The organism is Micromonospora haikouensis, assembly GCF_900091595.1.
Classification (GTDB): Bacteria; Actinomycetota; Actinomycetes; order Mycobacteriales; family Micromonosporaceae; genus Micromonospora; species Micromonospora haikouensis.
Window position 1 is genome coordinate 167,503 of record NZ_FMCW01000007.1, and the last position, 16,178, is coordinate 183,680.

Annotated in this window: 11 protein-coding genes; 10 read left to right on the plus strand and 1 reads right to left on the minus strand. The window is 75.4% G+C overall.

Going from position 1 to position 16,178, the window contains the following annotated elements; translation table 11 throughout:
* Window position 1 precedes the first annotated feature (1 nt).
* The 10 genes from GA0070558_RS09390 (at window position 2) to GA0070558_RS09435 (ending at window position 14,134) form a co-directional block, all read left to right on the plus strand.
* Window positions 2–1,735 carry an FAD-dependent monooxygenase gene (locus GA0070558_RS09390; RefSeq protein WP_091277724.1) on the plus strand — a complete coding sequence of 578 codons (1,734 nt, stop codon included), beginning with the start codon at window positions 2–4 and terminating at the stop codon, window positions 1,733–1,735.
* Window positions 1,736–1,761: 26 nt separating this feature from the next.
* Window positions 1,762–2,571, plus strand: a complete 810-nt coding sequence (locus GA0070558_RS09395; protein WP_091277726.1) for an alpha/beta hydrolase — start codon at window positions 1,762–1,764, stop codon at window positions 2,569–2,571.
* A 31-nt stretch (window positions 2,572–2,602) separates the two neighbouring features.
* Window positions 2,603–3,181, plus strand: a complete 579-nt coding sequence (locus GA0070558_RS09400; protein WP_091277728.1) for a flavin reductase family protein — start codon at window positions 2,603–2,605, stop codon at window positions 3,179–3,181.
* Between the two features lie 19 nt (window positions 3,182–3,200).
* Entirely contained in the window at window positions 3,201–4,709 is a 1,509-nt protein-coding gene (locus tag GA0070558_RS09405) for a PQQ-dependent sugar dehydrogenase (protein ID WP_256091839.1), read from the plus strand.
* A gap of 51 nt (window positions 4,710–4,760) precedes the next feature.
* Window positions 4,761–5,909, plus strand: a complete 1,149-nt coding sequence (locus GA0070558_RS09410; RefSeq protein ID WP_176734154.1) for a hypothetical protein — start codon at window positions 4,761–4,763, stop codon at window positions 5,907–5,909.
* A gap of 239 nt (window positions 5,910–6,148) precedes the next feature.
* A complete protein-coding gene (locus tag GA0070558_RS09415) occupies window positions 6,149–6,613 on the plus strand; it encodes a hypothetical protein (protein ID WP_091277731.1) in 465 nt (154 codons plus the stop codon).
* Window positions 6,595–9,726 (plus strand): M48 family metalloprotease, encoded by a 3,132-nt coding sequence (locus GA0070558_RS09420; protein ID WP_091277733.1) that lies wholly within the window; start codon window positions 6,595–6,597, stop codon window positions 9,724–9,726. Before GA0070558_RS09415 ends, GA0070558_RS09420 begins: the two co-directional genes overlap by 19 nt.
* A 452-nt stretch (window positions 9,727–10,178) precedes the next feature.
* Window positions 10,179–11,243, plus strand: a complete 1,065-nt coding sequence (locus GA0070558_RS09425) for a cellulose binding domain-containing protein (RefSeq protein WP_091277735.1) — start codon at window positions 10,179–10,181, stop codon at window positions 11,241–11,243.
* Between the two features lie 222 nt (window positions 11,244–11,465).
* Complete coding sequence (locus GA0070558_RS09430; RefSeq protein ID WP_091277846.1) at window positions 11,466–12,689, plus strand: multidrug effflux MFS transporter; 1,224 nt, start codon at window positions 11,466–11,468, stop codon at window positions 12,687–12,689.
* Between the two features lie 80 nt (window positions 12,690–12,769).
* A complete protein-coding gene (locus tag GA0070558_RS09435; RefSeq protein WP_091277737.1) occupies window positions 12,770–14,134 on the plus strand; it encodes a glycoside hydrolase family 43 protein in 1,365 nt (454 codons plus the stop codon).
* 95 nt (window positions 14,135–14,229) lie between these two features.
* Here GA0070558_RS09435 and GA0070558_RS09440 read toward each other — a convergent pair whose 3' ends face one another.
* The gene (locus GA0070558_RS09440) at window positions 14,230–15,804 is read right to left on the minus strand and encodes a DHA2 family efflux MFS transporter permease subunit (protein WP_043963454.1); all 1,575 of its coding nucleotides are present in this window, start codon (window positions 15,802–15,804) and stop codon (window positions 14,230–14,232) included.
* Window positions 15,805–16,178 lie beyond the last annotated feature (374 nt).

The following is a 16,178-nucleotide window of genomic DNA, read 5'->3' on the forward strand; positions in this document are numbered from 1 at the left end:
CATGCCCGAACAGCACTCCGTCACCGGCGGCCGCGACGTGCACACCGTCGGATTCCCGACGACCACCCCGCCGGAGCGCACCGGCGTCCTCGTCGTCGGCGCGGGACCGGTGGGCCTCGCCGCCGCCGTCGAGCTCGCCGCCCGGGGCGTGTCGGTGGCCGTCGTCGACGCCGCCCGTTCCGCCGCCCTCGTCCGCGCCGGCGCGATGGGACACTCGCCCCGCGTCGTGGAACACTTCCGCCGGTGGGGCCTGCTGCACCGCATCCGCGCCGCATGGACCTTCCCACCTGAGTGGAACCGGGGCATCCGCCTGGCCACCTCCCTCGTGGGCCACGACCTCGTGCCCCGCCCGGCCGGCGACGCCGAGCGAGCCCGGTTCTCCCTCGCCTGGCCGATCCGCCGCCCGCAGACCGCCCTCCAGCGGGTCTTCCTCGACCACCTTCGCCAGCGCGACGTGCCCGTCAGCGGCGGCTGGCGGGTCGAGGCGCTGCGCGACACCGGCGACGGCGTGGACACCACCGTCGTGTCCACGGACACCGACGAGACCCGCACGATCCGGTCCGCGTACGTCGTCGGCGCCGACGGCGGCCCCAGCACCGTGCGCCGCCTCGCCGGCATCGCCCGCGCGGGGGAGTACGCCGCCGAGAAGATGTTCCGCCTGGTCGTGCGCACCGGCGCCGGCACCGACCGCCTCGGCCCCGCCCCCAGCGGCACGAACATCGTGTTCAACCAGCGGGCGTCGGGGTTCCTCGCCGCGATCAGCACCCGTGAGTGGCGGGTGTACGCCGGCCCGTACCCGCTGGACGCCCAGCCCGCCGACGCCGAGCTGCTGGCCACCGCCCGCGCGGCGTTCGGCGTCGACCTCGACCTGGAACTGGCCTCGGTCACGTCCTTCTACCAGGCCACCCGCATCGCCGAGACGTTCCGCGCCGGCCGGGTGCTGCTCGCCGGCGACGCCGCCCACGTGCGCACCCCCGGCGGCAACCTCGGCGAGGGGTTCGGCGACGTGGTCAACCTCGGCTGGAAGCTCGCCGCCGTCCTCGCCGGCCACGGCGGCGACGCCCTGCTGGACTCCTACGACCACGAGCGACGCCCGCACAACTGGCGCGTCGCCGACCACGCCCTCGACCGGGCCCGCCGCGCCCGCGACACCCTGCGCGCGATCCGCGACATCGGCGTACCCGACGACGCGGACACGAGCGCCGACGCGGCCGGCCGCCGCGCCGAGATCGGCGCGCTGCTGGGCGACGGCCGGGGCGGCGACGCGCCCGGCGTCACCTACGACGAACGCTACGACGCCTCCGGCGTCATCTGGTACGAGCCGGACCAGCTCGCCTCGGAGACGCCCTGGGCGGCCGACAGCTACGCCGACGACCCGCGCCCCGGGCACCGGGCCCCCGACGCGTACGTCGACCCGTGGGGCGACACCCTCTACGACCGGCTCGGTGACGACCTCGGCCTGCTGGTCGGCGACGGGGGCGAGGGGGTCGCGCCCGCGTTCGCGGCCGAGGCCGCCGCGCGGGGCCTGCGGCTGTCCGTCGTGCACCTCACCCACGGCGCGGTCCGCGACCTCTACTCCGGTGGTGCCGTGCTCGTCCGCCCCGACCAGCACGTGGCCTGGCGGGGGCACACGCTGCCGGCCGGCGCCGCCGCCGTGCTCGACCGCGTCCTCGGCCGGTCGACCGCCGCGCCGGACGCCGCCGGAGCCCTCGTCGCCGCCGCCCCCGCCACCTGAGCCCGTACCCGGAGAAAGGGCCCGTCATGGCCGACTACCTCGACTTCACCGCCCCCGCCGAGCTGCGGACCCGAGGCACCGTCCTCGTCGTCCCCGGACGCGGCGAGAGCCAGGCCAGCTACGCGCGCCTCGGCCGCCGGCTCGCCGCAGACTCCTACCGGGTACGCGTCCTGCCCAGCCCCATCGTCGACGACACCGACGTCGCCGGCTCCCTGGACCGGTTCGCGTCCGTGCTCGCCGACGCGGTCAAGGGCACCGGCGGCGACGCGGCCGAGGCAATCGGCGCCGACCCGGTGCACCCGCTGGTGCTCGTCGGCGCCGACACGGGCGCCGCCGTCGTGGCCGCCCTCGTCACGCGCGCCGCCCCCGACGCGGTGTGGTGGCCGGCCGCCGTCGTGCTGGCCGGGCTGCCCGGCCAGGCCGCCCACCGCGCCAGCGACTGGGACGACGAGCTGGACACCCGCACGCACTGCGCGGTGCACCGGGGCGTGCTCAGCAACGACCCGTCGGTGCATCCGGGCGCCCTCGCCGAGCCGGTCGCCGCGCCGTTGCTCGACGCCGCGTACGCCGGCCGGGCCGGGGTGCCGCACCTGCTGCTGACGGGGGACGCCGACCCGTACGCCGACCCGGACCGGCTGAACCGACTGGCGCGCGCCCTGCCGCTGGCGCGGCTGTCGGTGATCCGGGGTGCCCACCACGACGTCCTCAACGACCTGCACCACCGCTCCGTGGCCGCGGAGATCGTCGGCTTCCTCGAACGCCTGCGCCTCGGCGCGCCGCCGGTGCCGATCGTCGCGGTGCAACCGATCGTCGCGGTGCAACACAGCGCCTGGTGACCAACCGCCCCCTCGCACCGGAGGCCACTTCATGACCACACCCCTGGACGCCCCGCCGACCGACGCCGACACCGCCGCGCTGCGTACGCTGCTGCGCCATCAGGCCAGCACCGTCGTCGTGGTCACCGCGCCCGGCCCGTCGCCGGCCGGCTTCACCGCCACCTCGTTCACCTCGGTCTCGCTGGCGCCGCCTATCGTCTCGTTCTGCCTGAACCTGCGCTCGTCCAGCTGGCCCGCCGTCGCCGAGGCCCGGCACGTGGGGGTGCACCTGCTCGCCCGCCAGCAGCAGGAGCTCGCCCGGACCTTCGCCACCAGCGGTATCGACCGGTTCGCCGCGCCGACCCGCTGGCGTGCCGGGCCGCAGGGGGTGCCCATCCTCGACGACGCCCTGGCCTGGCTGCTGTGCCGGGTGGTCGACCGGGTGACCGTCGGCGACCACGCCATCGTGCTGGCCGAGCCGGAGCTGCTCCGGCACGCCGACGTCGGCTCGCCGCTGCTCTACCACCAGGGCCGCTACACCGGGCTGACCGGCGGGGGAGAACCGGTGGCCACCCGTGCCGCTGGACTGTCGAAGTCCCCGCCGACCGGCTATATTGACGTCACTCGCTGACTGTTTTGGAGGTTTTGTCGTGAGAGTCCGGTCGATGATGGTGGCGGCGGTCGTGGCGGGACTCGCGGTGGGCGGCGCCGGTGCTGCAGCCCTGGCCGACCCGCCGGCCGGCAACCCCCGTCCGGCGGCCGGTGCCGCCGCCCTGGCCACCGGTGACTTCGACCTCAGCCGCCCGCAGGTCGCCGCCAGCGGCCTGACGGTGCCCTGGGGGATGGGCTTCCTGCCCGACGGCAGCGCCCTGGTGACGCTGCGCAACTCCGCGCAGGTGCTGCGGGTGCGGCCGGGGCAGCCGCCCGAGACGGTGGCCCAGATCTCCGGCGTCACCCCGGTCGGCGAGGGCGGCCTGCTCGGCCTCGCCGTCTCGCCGACGTACGCCCAGGACGGCTACGTCTACGTCTACCTCACCACCGCCACGGACAACCGGATCGTCCGGTTCCGGCTCACCGCCCCGCAGACCCAGACGCCGATCCTCACCGGCCTGGCCCGGGCCAGCAACCACGACGGCGGACGCATCGCCTTCGGGCCGGACGGCCTGCTCTACGCCGGCGTCGGCGACGCGGGGCAGACCGCCAACGCGCAGAACCCGCAGAGCCGCAACGGCAAGATCCTGCGGATGCGGCCGGACGGGTCGGTCCCGCCGGACAACCCGTTCCCCGGGTCGCTGGTCTACAGCCTCGGCCACCGCAACGTGCAGGGCCTGGCCTGGGACGCCCAGGGCAGGCTCTACGCCACCGAGTTCGGGCAGAACACCTGGGACGAGGTCAACCTTGTCGTCGCCGGTGGCAACTACGGCTGGCCGACGGTGGAGGGCCGGGGCAACGACCCCCGCTTCCGCGACCCGCTGCTGGTGTGGACGACCGCCGAGGCGTCCCCGAGCGGCGCGACGATCGCCGGCAACCGGCTCTTCGTCGCCGCGCTGCGCGGGACCCGACTGTGGAACGTGCCGCTCGTCGGCGCGGGCGGCGCGGGCACCCCGGTCGCCGAGCTGGTCGGCGCGTACGGGCGGCTGCGCACGGTCGAGTACGGCCCGGACGGCTGGCTCTGGGTCGCCACCAGCAACCGCGACGGGCGCGGCTCGCCGGCGGCGACCGACGACCGGATCCTGCGCTTCCCGCCGCGCGACACCACGCCCCCGCCCACCACCACGCCTCCGCCGACGACCGCCCCGCCGACCACCCAGCCCACCACGCCCCCGCCGACCGGTGCGCCAGCCACCTGCCTGGTCACCTGGACGCCCAACCAGTGGACCGGCGGGTTCACGGCGGAGGTGCGGCTCACCAACCGCGGGCCGGCCCTCAACGGGTGGGCGCTGACCTGGTCGTTCGCCGCCGGGCAGCGGGTCACCAACGCCTGGAACGCACAGGTCACCCAGTCCGGGGCCGGTGTCACCGCCCGCAACGTCGACTGGAACGCCGGTCTGCCGCAGGGTGGCACGGCGAGCTTCGGCTTCCAGGCCAGCTACGGCACGAGCAACCCGCGCCCCGACGACTTCGCCCTCAACGGGGCCGCGTGCCAGGTCGACCCGTAGCCGGCGGCACCGGGATTCCCCACTGGACGGTGGGGCCGGAATGATGCGGGGGTGACCAACCCCGGATCGATCCGGCACCCTGGGTGGCGGTGGTCGGCGGCCGCGGCCACGGCGATCACGGTCGTCGCCCTCGCCCTCGCCCCCGGCGTCGCGGCGGCGGGACCCGTCACCGCGCCCGCGCCGCCGGCGGGCCGGCCGGTGTGCGACATCCGCGACGACCGGCTGGCCGAGATCTCCGGCCTCGTCGCCACCGACGACGGGTTCGTCGTGGTCAACGACGGCGCCGACGAGGAGTCCCGCCGCCGGATCTTCTTCCTCGACGACCGCTGCCGCGTGGTGCGGACGGTGCGTTACCCCTCGCGGCCCCGCGATACCGAGGACCTGGCCGTGGGCGCGGACGGCACGATCTGGGTCGCCGACACCGGCGACAACGACCGGGCCCGCCGGACGGTCGCCCTGTGGCGGCTGTCGCCCGGCGCGGGCCGCCCGGTGCTGCACCGGCTGACGTACCCGGACGGGGCCCACGACGCGGAGGCCCTCCTGGTCGACGCGGGCGGGCGGCCCGTGATCGTGACGAAACAGGGCGGCAGCGCGGGCCTGTACCGCCCGGCCGCGCCGCTGCGGGCGGGCGGTACGGTGCCGCTGGCCCGGGTCGGGCAGGTGCGGTTGCCGTCCACCACGACCGGCAACCCGTACTCCTTCCTGGGCCGCAGGGTGGTCACCGGCGGGGCGAGCGCGCCCGACGGGCGGCGGGTGGTGCTGCGCACCTACGCCGACGCCTTCGAGTTCGACGTCGCCGACGGCGATCTCGTCGGGGCGCTCACCACCGGCCGGCCGAGGAGCATCGCCCTGCCCGACGAACCGCAGGGGGAGTCGGTCAGCTACAGCCCCGACGGCCGGTCCCTGCTCACGGTCTCGGAGACGGCGAACCAGCCACCCGGCACGCGGCCGCGGATCCTGCGCTACGCCCTGCCCCCCGGCCCGACCCCGTCCGCGCGCCGGACCGAACCGGGGCCGACCGGGCGTGCCGCCGACCGGGGCGCGGCCGACCGGGCCGGCGACCGCGCCGCCGGCTCCCGGGACCGGGCCGGGCGCGGCGGCACCGCATCCCTCGTGGTGGGCGGCGTCGCGGTGGCGCTGGCGTTGGTCGCCCTCGCGATGGTCGGCGTGCGGGGCGTCCGCCGTAGCGGCGGACGGTGACCGTCCCCGCCACCCCGCCCACCCCGCCCACCCCGCCCACCCCGCCCGCCCCGACCGACCGCCCCGCCATCCGCCCGGCTCGACCGCCCGGCCCGCCACCCGACCGGGAGCCGCCGGCCGATCGGCCGCGCCGACGCTCGGCCGATCCGGCGAACGCGCGGGCGGTGTCGGTCAGCCGACACCCCGCCCCGCGCCGCTCTGCCACGCTGCCCCTGACTCCGGATTCAGGGGAGAGCGCGGTGCCGGTCACAGAACAGCGCAAGGTCATCGACATCGCCCGCGACATCGTCGCGGAGGTGGCACCGGACGAGTTGTCGGACTTCGACTTCGTGGCGACCGCCTACCTGCGCGATCCGGCCGCCGCCCGCCGGGCGGGCCGGGCCGGCGCGGAGCCCACCGCCGCCGGCTGGGAGGAGGCGGGCCACGCGGTGGGCGTGCTCGCCGCCGCGGTGGTCGTGGACATCTGCAAGGACCTCGTCGTCACCGGCGCGAAGGCCGCCGGACGCCGCTACCGGGCGGCGGGCTGGTGGCCGTTCCGCGGCCCCGCCGTCGGCGAGGACAGCACGGCCCCGCCGATCCCGCCCGGCCAGGAGGAGCGGATCAGGGCGCTGGCGGCCCGGCGCGCCGCCGACCGGGGCGCGCCCGAGGCCCTCGCCGCCGACCTCGCCGCCGCGCTGGTGCAGCGGTGGAACGCCCGGCCGTAGCGGACCCGGCCACCGACCGGGCACGGCTGAACCCGTTCACCCTCCCGCCCGCGACCACCTCGCTGTTCCTGCTGCTGATGACGCTCACCCTCAGCGCCGCCGCCTACACCTACGACGCCGTGGCCGGCGGCCTGACCGGCTGGGAGAGCAGCTACCGGCGGTGCGTCGTCGCCGCCGACACCGCCGCCGCGACCGGGCCGCCGCAGCGGGTCACCGACGGTTACCTGGCCTGCAACTCGGCGGTCGACGTCCGCCGGGCGGGGGTCGGCCTGGGCGCGGCGGCACTGGTGGCGACCGCGATGTTCGTCGGCTACCGGCGGCACCCGCGTCGGCTGATCCGCCGGCAGGGGCTGCGACCCCTCGACCCGGCCGTCTACCCGGTCGCGGCACGGGAGATCGCGCGGCTGGTCGACGAGGCGCGGCTGACCCGGCCGCCCCGCTTCGTCGTCAACCCGTACCGCACCGGGCCGGGCGGCCGGGCCTTCGGCTGCCGCCCCCACTACCACGTCCGTCTCAACCGGGGACTGCTGCACGACACCAGCGACGACGGCCTGCTGGCGCTGCGGGCGGTGGTCCGGCACGAACTCGCCCACCTGCGCAACCGCGACGTCGACCGCACCGTCCTGGCGCTGCTCAGCGGCTGGGCGTTCGTGCTGGTGGTGGCCGTGCCGCTGCTGGCGTTCGTGGCCGTCCGGACGCCCGCCCTGCTGTGGCCCGTCGGGTGGCGGCTCGCCGTCGCGGTCGCCCTGCTCTGGCTCGTCCGGGCCGCGGTGATCCGCGCCCGGGAACACCACGCCGACGTGCGCGCGTCCGTGGCCGGCCCCGACCGCACCGACCCGCCCTTCCACCCGCAGGCATTCCCGGAGCGGGAGCCGCCGGCGGGCGGGCCGCTGGGGCCGGCGCGGCGCGCCTGGTGGCGGCTGCTGCGGCTGCACCCGACCAACGGGGACCGCGCCGACGTGGTACGCCGGCCCGAGGCGCTGCTGCGCGCCGGGGCCGTCGAGGCGCTGGCGGCCGGCGTCACCGTCGGTGTCTCGCTGCCGTACCTGAGCACCATCACCACCAACCTGCTCGGCGGTGACCGGCTGCACGGCCTGTTGCTGGCCTCGGCGCTGCTCGGCGCGCTGACCGTGACCGTCGTCGGCACCGGCCTGTGGCGGCAGACCCTCGTGTCCCTGGTGACCGGCACGCCGCTGCCCACCGGCGCCCGGCCCGGCCTGGCGCTGGCCGCCGGCATCGCCGGTGGCGAACTCGTCGCCGCGCCGCTGAGCGACGACGCGACCTGGCCGTCGATCCTGCGGCAGTTTCCGGCGCCGGGCGTGCTCGCGCTGGTGCTGCTCGCCCTGGGCTGCCTGCTGGTCGCCCGCTGGTCGGTGGCCTCGGCGGCGGCGTGGCTGCCGTCGGCGGCCGGCCGCACCCTGACCCCGGCCGTACGCGCGGGCCAGGCGCTGGCCGCGCTCGCCTTCGGCGCCGGCCTGACGGCCTGGTCCACGGGGACCTCGGTGGCCGGCACGGGTGTGCCCGTCGCGCTGCCCGTCGGCGTGTTCGGCAGCGCGCTGGACCCGTGGGTGCTGCTGCCGCTGCTCGCGGCTGCGGCATACCCGCTGACGGCCGCCGTGCGGCGCGGCGGGGCCCTGCGGGCGGTGCGCCTCGACCGCGCCGACGGCGCGGCCCTGCCCCGGCCGCGCATCCGGCCCGCGGCGGCGCTGCTGCCGCCCGCGCTGGTCTTCGTCGTCGCGCTGGCCGTCAACGAGGCCAGCTCCGGTCGGCTGCTGGTGGCGGCGGCGACCTGGTTGGGCCGCGAGCTGGACCCGGGCAGCTACCAGCGGGCCCTGCTCAACGTCTACGCGCTGCTCGGCGCGGTCGCGCTCGGGCAACTCGTGGTCGCGTTCGTCGCCGCGGCCCTCGGCGGCCGGTCCGGCGTCGGGCTCGGCCCGGCGCACGCCCTCGTCGCGGCGGTGCTCACCGGCTACGCGCTGGTGTCGGTGCTGCTCACGCTCTCCTTCGTCGAGTTGTGCCTGGGCGCCGGCTGCGGCAGCGTCTACCAGGGCGTGCTCACCATCGGTGGCGCGTACACCCTGGTCGGGGTGTTCGGCCTGGCGGCGGCGGTCGTGGCCGGCACGGTCGTGGCGTCGGTGGGCCGGCTGGTGCGGTGGCGTCGCGCGCGGTGGCCGCAGGGCCACCCGGCCGCGCCCGCCGGTGCCCGCCGGGCCCGGCGCTGGCCCCGCGTCGTCGTGGTCGCCGTGACCGGGCTGGTCGTGCTGGGCTACGTCGGACCGGTCGTCGGGTTGTGGCTGTCCGCGAACGAGTTCATCCCCGGCCGCGGTGGATCATGGGTGCCGGAGCAGGTCGCCGCCGCCGCACCCCCGCCGGCCGCCGGCACCGTGGCCGCGGCCGACGTCTGCCGGTTCGCGCAGACCGCGGCCGGTCGCCCGCTGCTGCTGGACCAGCAGGCGATCACCAACGTCGAGGTGGGCCGGCGGGCCGCCGGCTCCGACGCGCCGGGGCTGCGCGCCTTCGGTCAGGTGCTCTACGACGGGACCCGGCGCGGCGAGGTGCGCCGCCCGAGCCGGGCCCAGGTGGCTCTCACCACCTACTGCCGGTGGCTGCCCACCGGCGGCCGGCCCGGCCCGGACACCCCGCCGCCGCCGGAGGCCGGCCCGACGGGACCGGTGCCGGCGCCGGCCCGGCTGCCCTTCGGGCAGACGTACGCCTGGCCCGACGGCGTCACGCTCACCCTCGCCGTGCCGCAGCGGGTCCAGCTCCAGGGCACCTGGTACGCGGTGGTCATCGCCAGCCTCGCCAACGGCCGCCCCGGGGCGCTGGACGTCAACGAGTTCTCCTTCCGGGGGCTGGTCGACGACCGGGTGACCCCGGCGATCGTCGTGCCCGACCCGGAATACCCGAACGCCGGCCCGACGGTGGAGGCGGGGGCGGTGCGGCGGCTCAACTACGCGTTCGCCGTCCCCGCCGACGCGGCGCGGCTGCGCATGGAGGTCTTCCACCGGGTGCGCGACGCCGAGCGGCCGGCGGTGGTGTTCGACGGGCCGCTGGGCACTTCGCCCAGCCCGACCCCGCAGGTGTCCACGCCCCCGTCGCCCACCCCTCGCTGACGCCGGTCCCGCCGCGCCTCCTCCGCGCCCGGCACGCGCTGTTCCGCCGGCGCAGCCGGTGCCCGGACCCGCCCGCCGCGCGCCTGGAAGTATCGCCAGCTGACGATCCATTGTGGGTGTCAGCGGTAAACCGTTATGGTGTCGGCGGCCAGGGTGAAGGGCACGCTCCAGCCACGGGCCGCCGGTCGTCCGCCCGGACGCCGGGGCCGGCGGCGCAGCCGCACGGGCACTGCTGACGGTTGGCCTTCCCATGCCATACCCGGCAGTTGCGGTGGTGCTCCGACCCGCCGCGCCTCCGTTCACCCTCGTCCGCCCGTGGGCGGACCTCGACGGGGCCGCCGCCGCGCCCGGATTCCGCACCTCGCCTCGGCGCGTCCCTCGCCCGGGCAACCACCATCGGGAGGATACGCATGACACGAAGAACTCGCCTGTTCGGCGCCGCGGCGGCCGTCATGGCGGTCGTCGCCACCGCCGTCACGTTCGCGATCGCCCCCGCCAACGCCGAGTCCAACGGCGGCGTCCGGGTGATGCCGCTGGGCGACTCGATCACGGACGGCTTCAACGTCCCCGGCGGCTACCGCATCGACCTGTGGCAGAAGTTCGCCGCCGGCGGCTACCGGATCGACTTCGTCGGCTCGATGTTCAACGGGCCGGCCAGCCTCGGCGACCACGACCACGAGGGCCACTCGGGGTGGACCATCTCCCAGGTCGACGCCAACGTCGTCAACTGGCTGCGGGCGACGACGCCCCGCACGGTGCTGCTGCACATCGGCACCAACGACATGTACGGCGACCCGACCGCCGCCGCGTCGCGCCTGTCCACGCTGATCGACCGCATCACCTCGACCGCGCCGACGGCGGACGTCTTCGTCGCGACGATCATCCCGCGGTCCGGCACCGAGAACGCCGTGCGGACGTACAACGCGGCCATCCCGGGCATCGTGCAGGGCAAGGTCAACGCCGGCCGCCGCGTGCACCTCGTGGACATCGGCAGCGCGCTGACCTACGCCGACCTGGCCGACGGCATCCACCCCAACGCGACGGGCTACGGCAAGATGGCCACCGCCTGGTACAACGCGCTGCGGGCGGTGCCGGGCAGCATCGGTGGCACGCCCCCGACGACGACGCCTCCGCCGACCACGCCCCCGCCCACGACGCCCCCGCCCACCACCCCGCCGCCGACCACGCCTCCGGCGTCCGGGGCGTGCCGGGTGGCGTACACGGTCAACGCCTGGAGCACCGGCCTGACCGCCTCCGTCACGATCACCAACACCAGCGCCGCGGCCGTCAACGGCTGGACCCTGGCGTTCACGCTGCCGACCGGGCAGAGCATCACCAGCGGCTGGAACGCCACCTACTCGCCGACCAGCGGCGCGGTGACCGCCCGCAACGTCTCCTACAACGGCAGCCTCGCCCCGAACGGATCGGTGGACATCGGGTTCCAGGCGAACCACACCGGCAACGCCGGCAAACCGTCCTCTTTCACCCTCAACGGCGCGACCTGCTCGACCGTCTGACGCCCGGCGGGCCCCCCGCGCCCGTACCCTTCGTGGGGGGCCCGCCGGCCTGTGACCTGCGTTACCTGTCGCCGGGCGGGGAATCAGATGCCGGGCTCCGGATTTGGAGCCTGTTGTGACCGTTGCATCATTTCCCGCCCGGCCGCGCGCCGGCCGCGCCGGGGCGTCCCGATGAAGGCCGCCACCGTGGCACCGGCAGCCCCGCCGACGCCGGGCGACGCGATGGGTCGCCGGCAGCGCCTGCGGCTCGTCCTCGTGCTCGGCTCGCTGATCGCGGTGGGCCCGCTGACCATCGACATGTACCTGCCGACCTTCCCGGCACTCGTCGCCGACTTCCGGACCACGTCGGCGGCGGTGCAGATGACCCTCACCGGCACCCTCGCCGGCCTCGCCGTCGGCCAGTTGCTGATCGGCCCGCTGTCGGACGCGGTCGGCCGCCGCAAGCCGCTGATCGCCGGCATCGCGCTGCACATCGTGGCGTCGGCGCTCTGCGTGGTCGCGCCGAACGTCGCCGTCCTCGGCGCGCTGCGGGTGGTGCAGGGCCTGGGCGTCGCGGCGGCCTCGGTGGTCGCGATGGCCGTGGTCCGCGACCTGTTCAGCGGCGCGGCCTTCGCCACGCTGCTGTCCCGGCTGCTGCTGGTCATGGGGGCCGCACCGGTCCTCGCGCCGACCCTCGGCGGCGGGCTGCTGCGCTGGACGGACTGGCGGGGCGTGTTCGTGGCCCTGGCCGTCTTCGGGGCGGTGCTCGTCGTGGTCGCCGTGTTCGGCCTGCGCGAGACGCTGCCGGCCGAGCGGCGGCGGCGCGGCGGCGCGCTCGCCACCCTGGCCCTGTACGGCTCGCTGCTGCGCGACCGCACGTTCGTCGGCCTGGTGCTGGTCGCCGGCCTGGCCATGGCGGCGCTGTTCGCGTACGTGGCCGGGTCGTCGTTCGTCCTGCAGCAGCAGTACGGCCTCGACGAACAGCAGTTCGGGCTGGCCTTCGGGGCGGGCGCGGTGGGGCTGATCGGGGCGACCCAGTTCAACGTGCGGCTGCTGCGTCGCCACTCCCCGCAGCGGATCCTCGTCGCGGCCCTGGGCGCGGGGACCGTGGCCGGGCTGGCGCTGCTCGTCTTCGCCGCGACCGGCCTGGGTGGGCTGCCGACCCTGCTGGCGTCGCTGTGGGCGGTGCTCGCGGCGGCGGGGCTGGCGATGCCGAACGCGCCGGCTCTGGCGCTGTCCCGGCACGGCGAGGCGGCGGGCACGGCGTCGGCCCTGCTCGGCGCGGTGCAGTTCGGCGTCGGCGCGGTGGCCGCGCCCCTGGTGGGGATGCTCGGCACCGGTGCGGTGGCGATGGCCCTGGTGGTGGCGGGCGGGATGGTGGCGGCCATGGCGGTCCTGCTCGTCGTCGTGCGGCCGGCCCGGCTCGCCGGCCTGCCGGCCGACGCGGTGGTCGTGGCGGCGCACTGACCGGCGGCACGCCCTCGTTGTCACCCGGTGAGGCGAGCGTTAACATCGAGTAACTTCGATTGTTGGCGTGGGGGTGGCAGATGGTCCGAACCGTCCGTCGGTCGTGGCGTCGGGCGGCGCTGACGGCCGCGACCGTCCTCGCGTCGCTCGTCGCCGCGCTGCCGTCCGCCGGGGCCGCCCCGGCGTCGGCCGCCGCGCCCCCACCGGGGCAGACCTCCCGCTACACGATGACGGCGTTCACCAACAGCAGCGAATCCAACATGTACGTCTACGAGTCGGCCGACGCCACCGGCTACCGGCTGCTGCGCGGGCCCGCCTACACGCCGCCGACCGGGCTGATCCGCGACCCGAGCATCATCCGGCACACCGACGGGCGCTACTACGTCGTCTACACCACCAACTGGACCGGCAACACCATCGGCTTCGCCACCAGCACCGACCGGGTCAACTGGACGTTCCTGCGCAACCACACCATCCCGATGACGGTGCAGAACACCTGGGCCCCCGAGTGGTTCGTCGACAGCGACGGCAGCGTCAACGTGATCGTCTCGCTCTCCACCAACGGGGCCGACTTCAAGCCGTACCGGCTGCGCGCGACCAACGCCTCGCTCACCGCGTTCGGGGCGCCCACGCTCCTTTCCGGGATCGGCCCCAACCACATCGACACGTTCGTGGTGAAGGTCGGCGCGACGTACCACGCCTTCGCCAAGCAGGAGACCACCAAGTACATCGAGCACGCCACGGCGAGCAGCCTGAACGGCCCCTACACCTTCGTCGGCACCGGCGACTGGGCCGGCTGGGGCGGCCCACGCGAGGGCCAGGCGCTGGTGCCGCTCGACAACGGGGGCTGGCGCATCTACTTCGACGGGTACACGGTCGGCAAGTACTTCTTCAGCGACAGCTCCGACGGGCTGCGCACCTGGACCCCGCCGGTCGAGCTGCCCGGGTTGTCCGGCTTCGCCCGGCACTTCACGGTGCTCCGCGAGACGGTTGCCGGCGGCGTCACGCTGCCCACCGGCACCCGGTCGTTGCAGTCGGTCAACTTCCCCGACCGGTACGTGGCCCGCCGCGCCGACAACCTCGGCTACCTCGACCCGGTCTCCACGGCCAGCCCGGCGCAGGCCCGCCAGGACGCCACCCTCACCGTCGTCGCCGGGCTCGCCGACGCCAACTGCTCCTCGCTGCGCACCGCCGACGGCAGGTACCTGCGGCACTACGACTACCGGATCCGGGCCGACGCCAACGACGGCAGCGCGATCTTCGGGCGGGACGCCACGTTCTGCGCCCGGCCCGGCTCGGTCACCGGTGCGGTCTCGCTGGAGTCCTACAACTACCCCGGCCGGTACCTGCGGCACTACGACTACGCGCTGCGGATCGACCTGTACCAGGACACCGCCGTCTTCCGGGCGGACAGCTCCTTCCGCCCGGTGGCCCCGCTGGCCTGAGCGCCCGGCCCCACCGGGCGGGCGAGGCCGGGACGCCGTCGCGGCGTGGGGCAGGGCGCCCCACGCCGCGACCGGTGGATCGGTGGATCAGCGGTTCAGTGGATCAGCACCGGGGCCGGCGCCTGCTCGTCGTCGAGCAGGTGGGACACCTGCCTCCGGCGCGGCAGGAAGAACGCCGGCACGAACGTCACCAGCACCAGGGCGAAGCCCACCCAGAACGTCGTGGCGAACGAGTCGGCGACGAACTCCAGGCCGCGCTGGAGCAGCCCCGGGTCGACCGGGAACTGCTGGGCCAGGTCCGGGTTCTGCTTGACGGCGATGGCCAGCCCGGCCTCGGTGACCGGCGCGCCCGTGTTCGGGTCGACCACCCCCGGGATGACCGGCGCGTCGTTCAGCTTGCTGGTCAGGATCACCGACATGATCGCCGAACCCACCGACCCGGCGATCTGCTGGAGGATGTTCAGCAGCGTGGAACCCCGGGCCACCTCGTGGTTGGTCAGCGTCTTCAGCGCCGAGGTCATGATCGGCATCATCGTGCCGCCCATGCCCAGGCCCATGACGAACAGCGAGCCGCACAGCAGCAGGTAGGACGTGTCGGTGTCGACCTGGGTGAACGCGAAGAAGCCCGCCGCGATCAGCACCAGCGCGAACGGCACCGTCCGGCCCACCGGGATCTTGTCGGCCAGCATGCCGGCGATCGGCATGGTGACCATCGCCCCGATGCCCTGCGGCGCCATCAGCAGGCCGGCGTCGAGCGTCGACTCGCCGCGCACCTGCAGGAAGTAGCTCGGGAACAGCAGCCCGGCGCCCATGAACGCGACCATGAACACGGCCATCGTGACGGACGCGACGGTGAGGTTGCGGTCGCGCAGCAGCCGCAGGTCGAGCAGCGGGTGCTTCGGCTTGAACGAGTAGACGACGAACGCGACGACCAGCAGCCCGCCGACGAGCATCGGCAGCCACACCTTGCGGTCGGCGAACGTGCCGGTCTCGGGCAGCGACGACACCCCGTAGAGGAAGAGGGCCAGGCCCGGCGAGAGCATCAGCATGCCGACGAAGTCGAACGACTCCGACGGCTCCGGGGCGTCCTTCGGCAGCGCCCACTGCGCGTAGGCCAGCGCGACGACGCCGATCGGCAGGTTGATCAGGAAGATCCAGTGCCAGCTCGCCACGTCGATCAGCCAGCCGCCCAGGATCGGGCCGCCGATCGGGCCGAGCAGCATCGGGATGCCCAGCACCGCCATCAGCCGGCCGATCCGCTCCGGCCCGGCCGCCCGCGTCATGATCGTCATGCCGAGCGGCATCAGCATGCCGCCGCCGAGGCCCTGCAACACCCGGAAGCCGATGAGCTGGCCGATGGAGTCGGCGGTGGCGCACAGGCCCGAGCCGAGCGTGAACAGCACGAGCGCCGCCATGTAGAGCCGCTTCGTGCCGAACCGGTCGGCGGCCCAGCCGGTCAGCGGGATGACCGTGGCCAGCGCGAGCGTGTAGCCGGTCATCGTCCAGGCGACCCGGGCGTAGGAGGCGTCGAACTCGGTCTGGAACGTGGGCAGCGCCACGCTGACCACGGTCACGTCGAGGATCGACATGATCGCACCGAGGACCACGACCCCGGCGATCTTCAGTACGGCGGCGTCGAGCTTGGCCGGCGCCGCGGGTTGACTGCTCACAGAATCTCCTGATGAAGCCGGCGGGTGCCGCCGATCGGCCGCGTGCCGCACCTCGGGCGGCAGCACGTTGTGGGTTACCTGTCGGGCGGGGCTGTCGCACACGGCGGCCCCGTGCGCCCGGTGGGATGCAACCGCCCTCCTGGTGGACGCGCGGCCACACGAACGCACCGCGAAACGTTAACAAGGCGGTCCACGGTTTCACGCGCCCAATTCGGCCGCGTGAACTGTGGTTACGATCACGGCAGCCGGGCCGTCAGCCTCCAGCCGCCAGGAGAGGACCTGCCGCTGGTCGGACTGCGCCCGCACCGGCAGCACCGACGCGGACCGGCTGCGGCGAGCGGGAATCGGACGCTCCCGGTCGGGCGGGTGCGGCG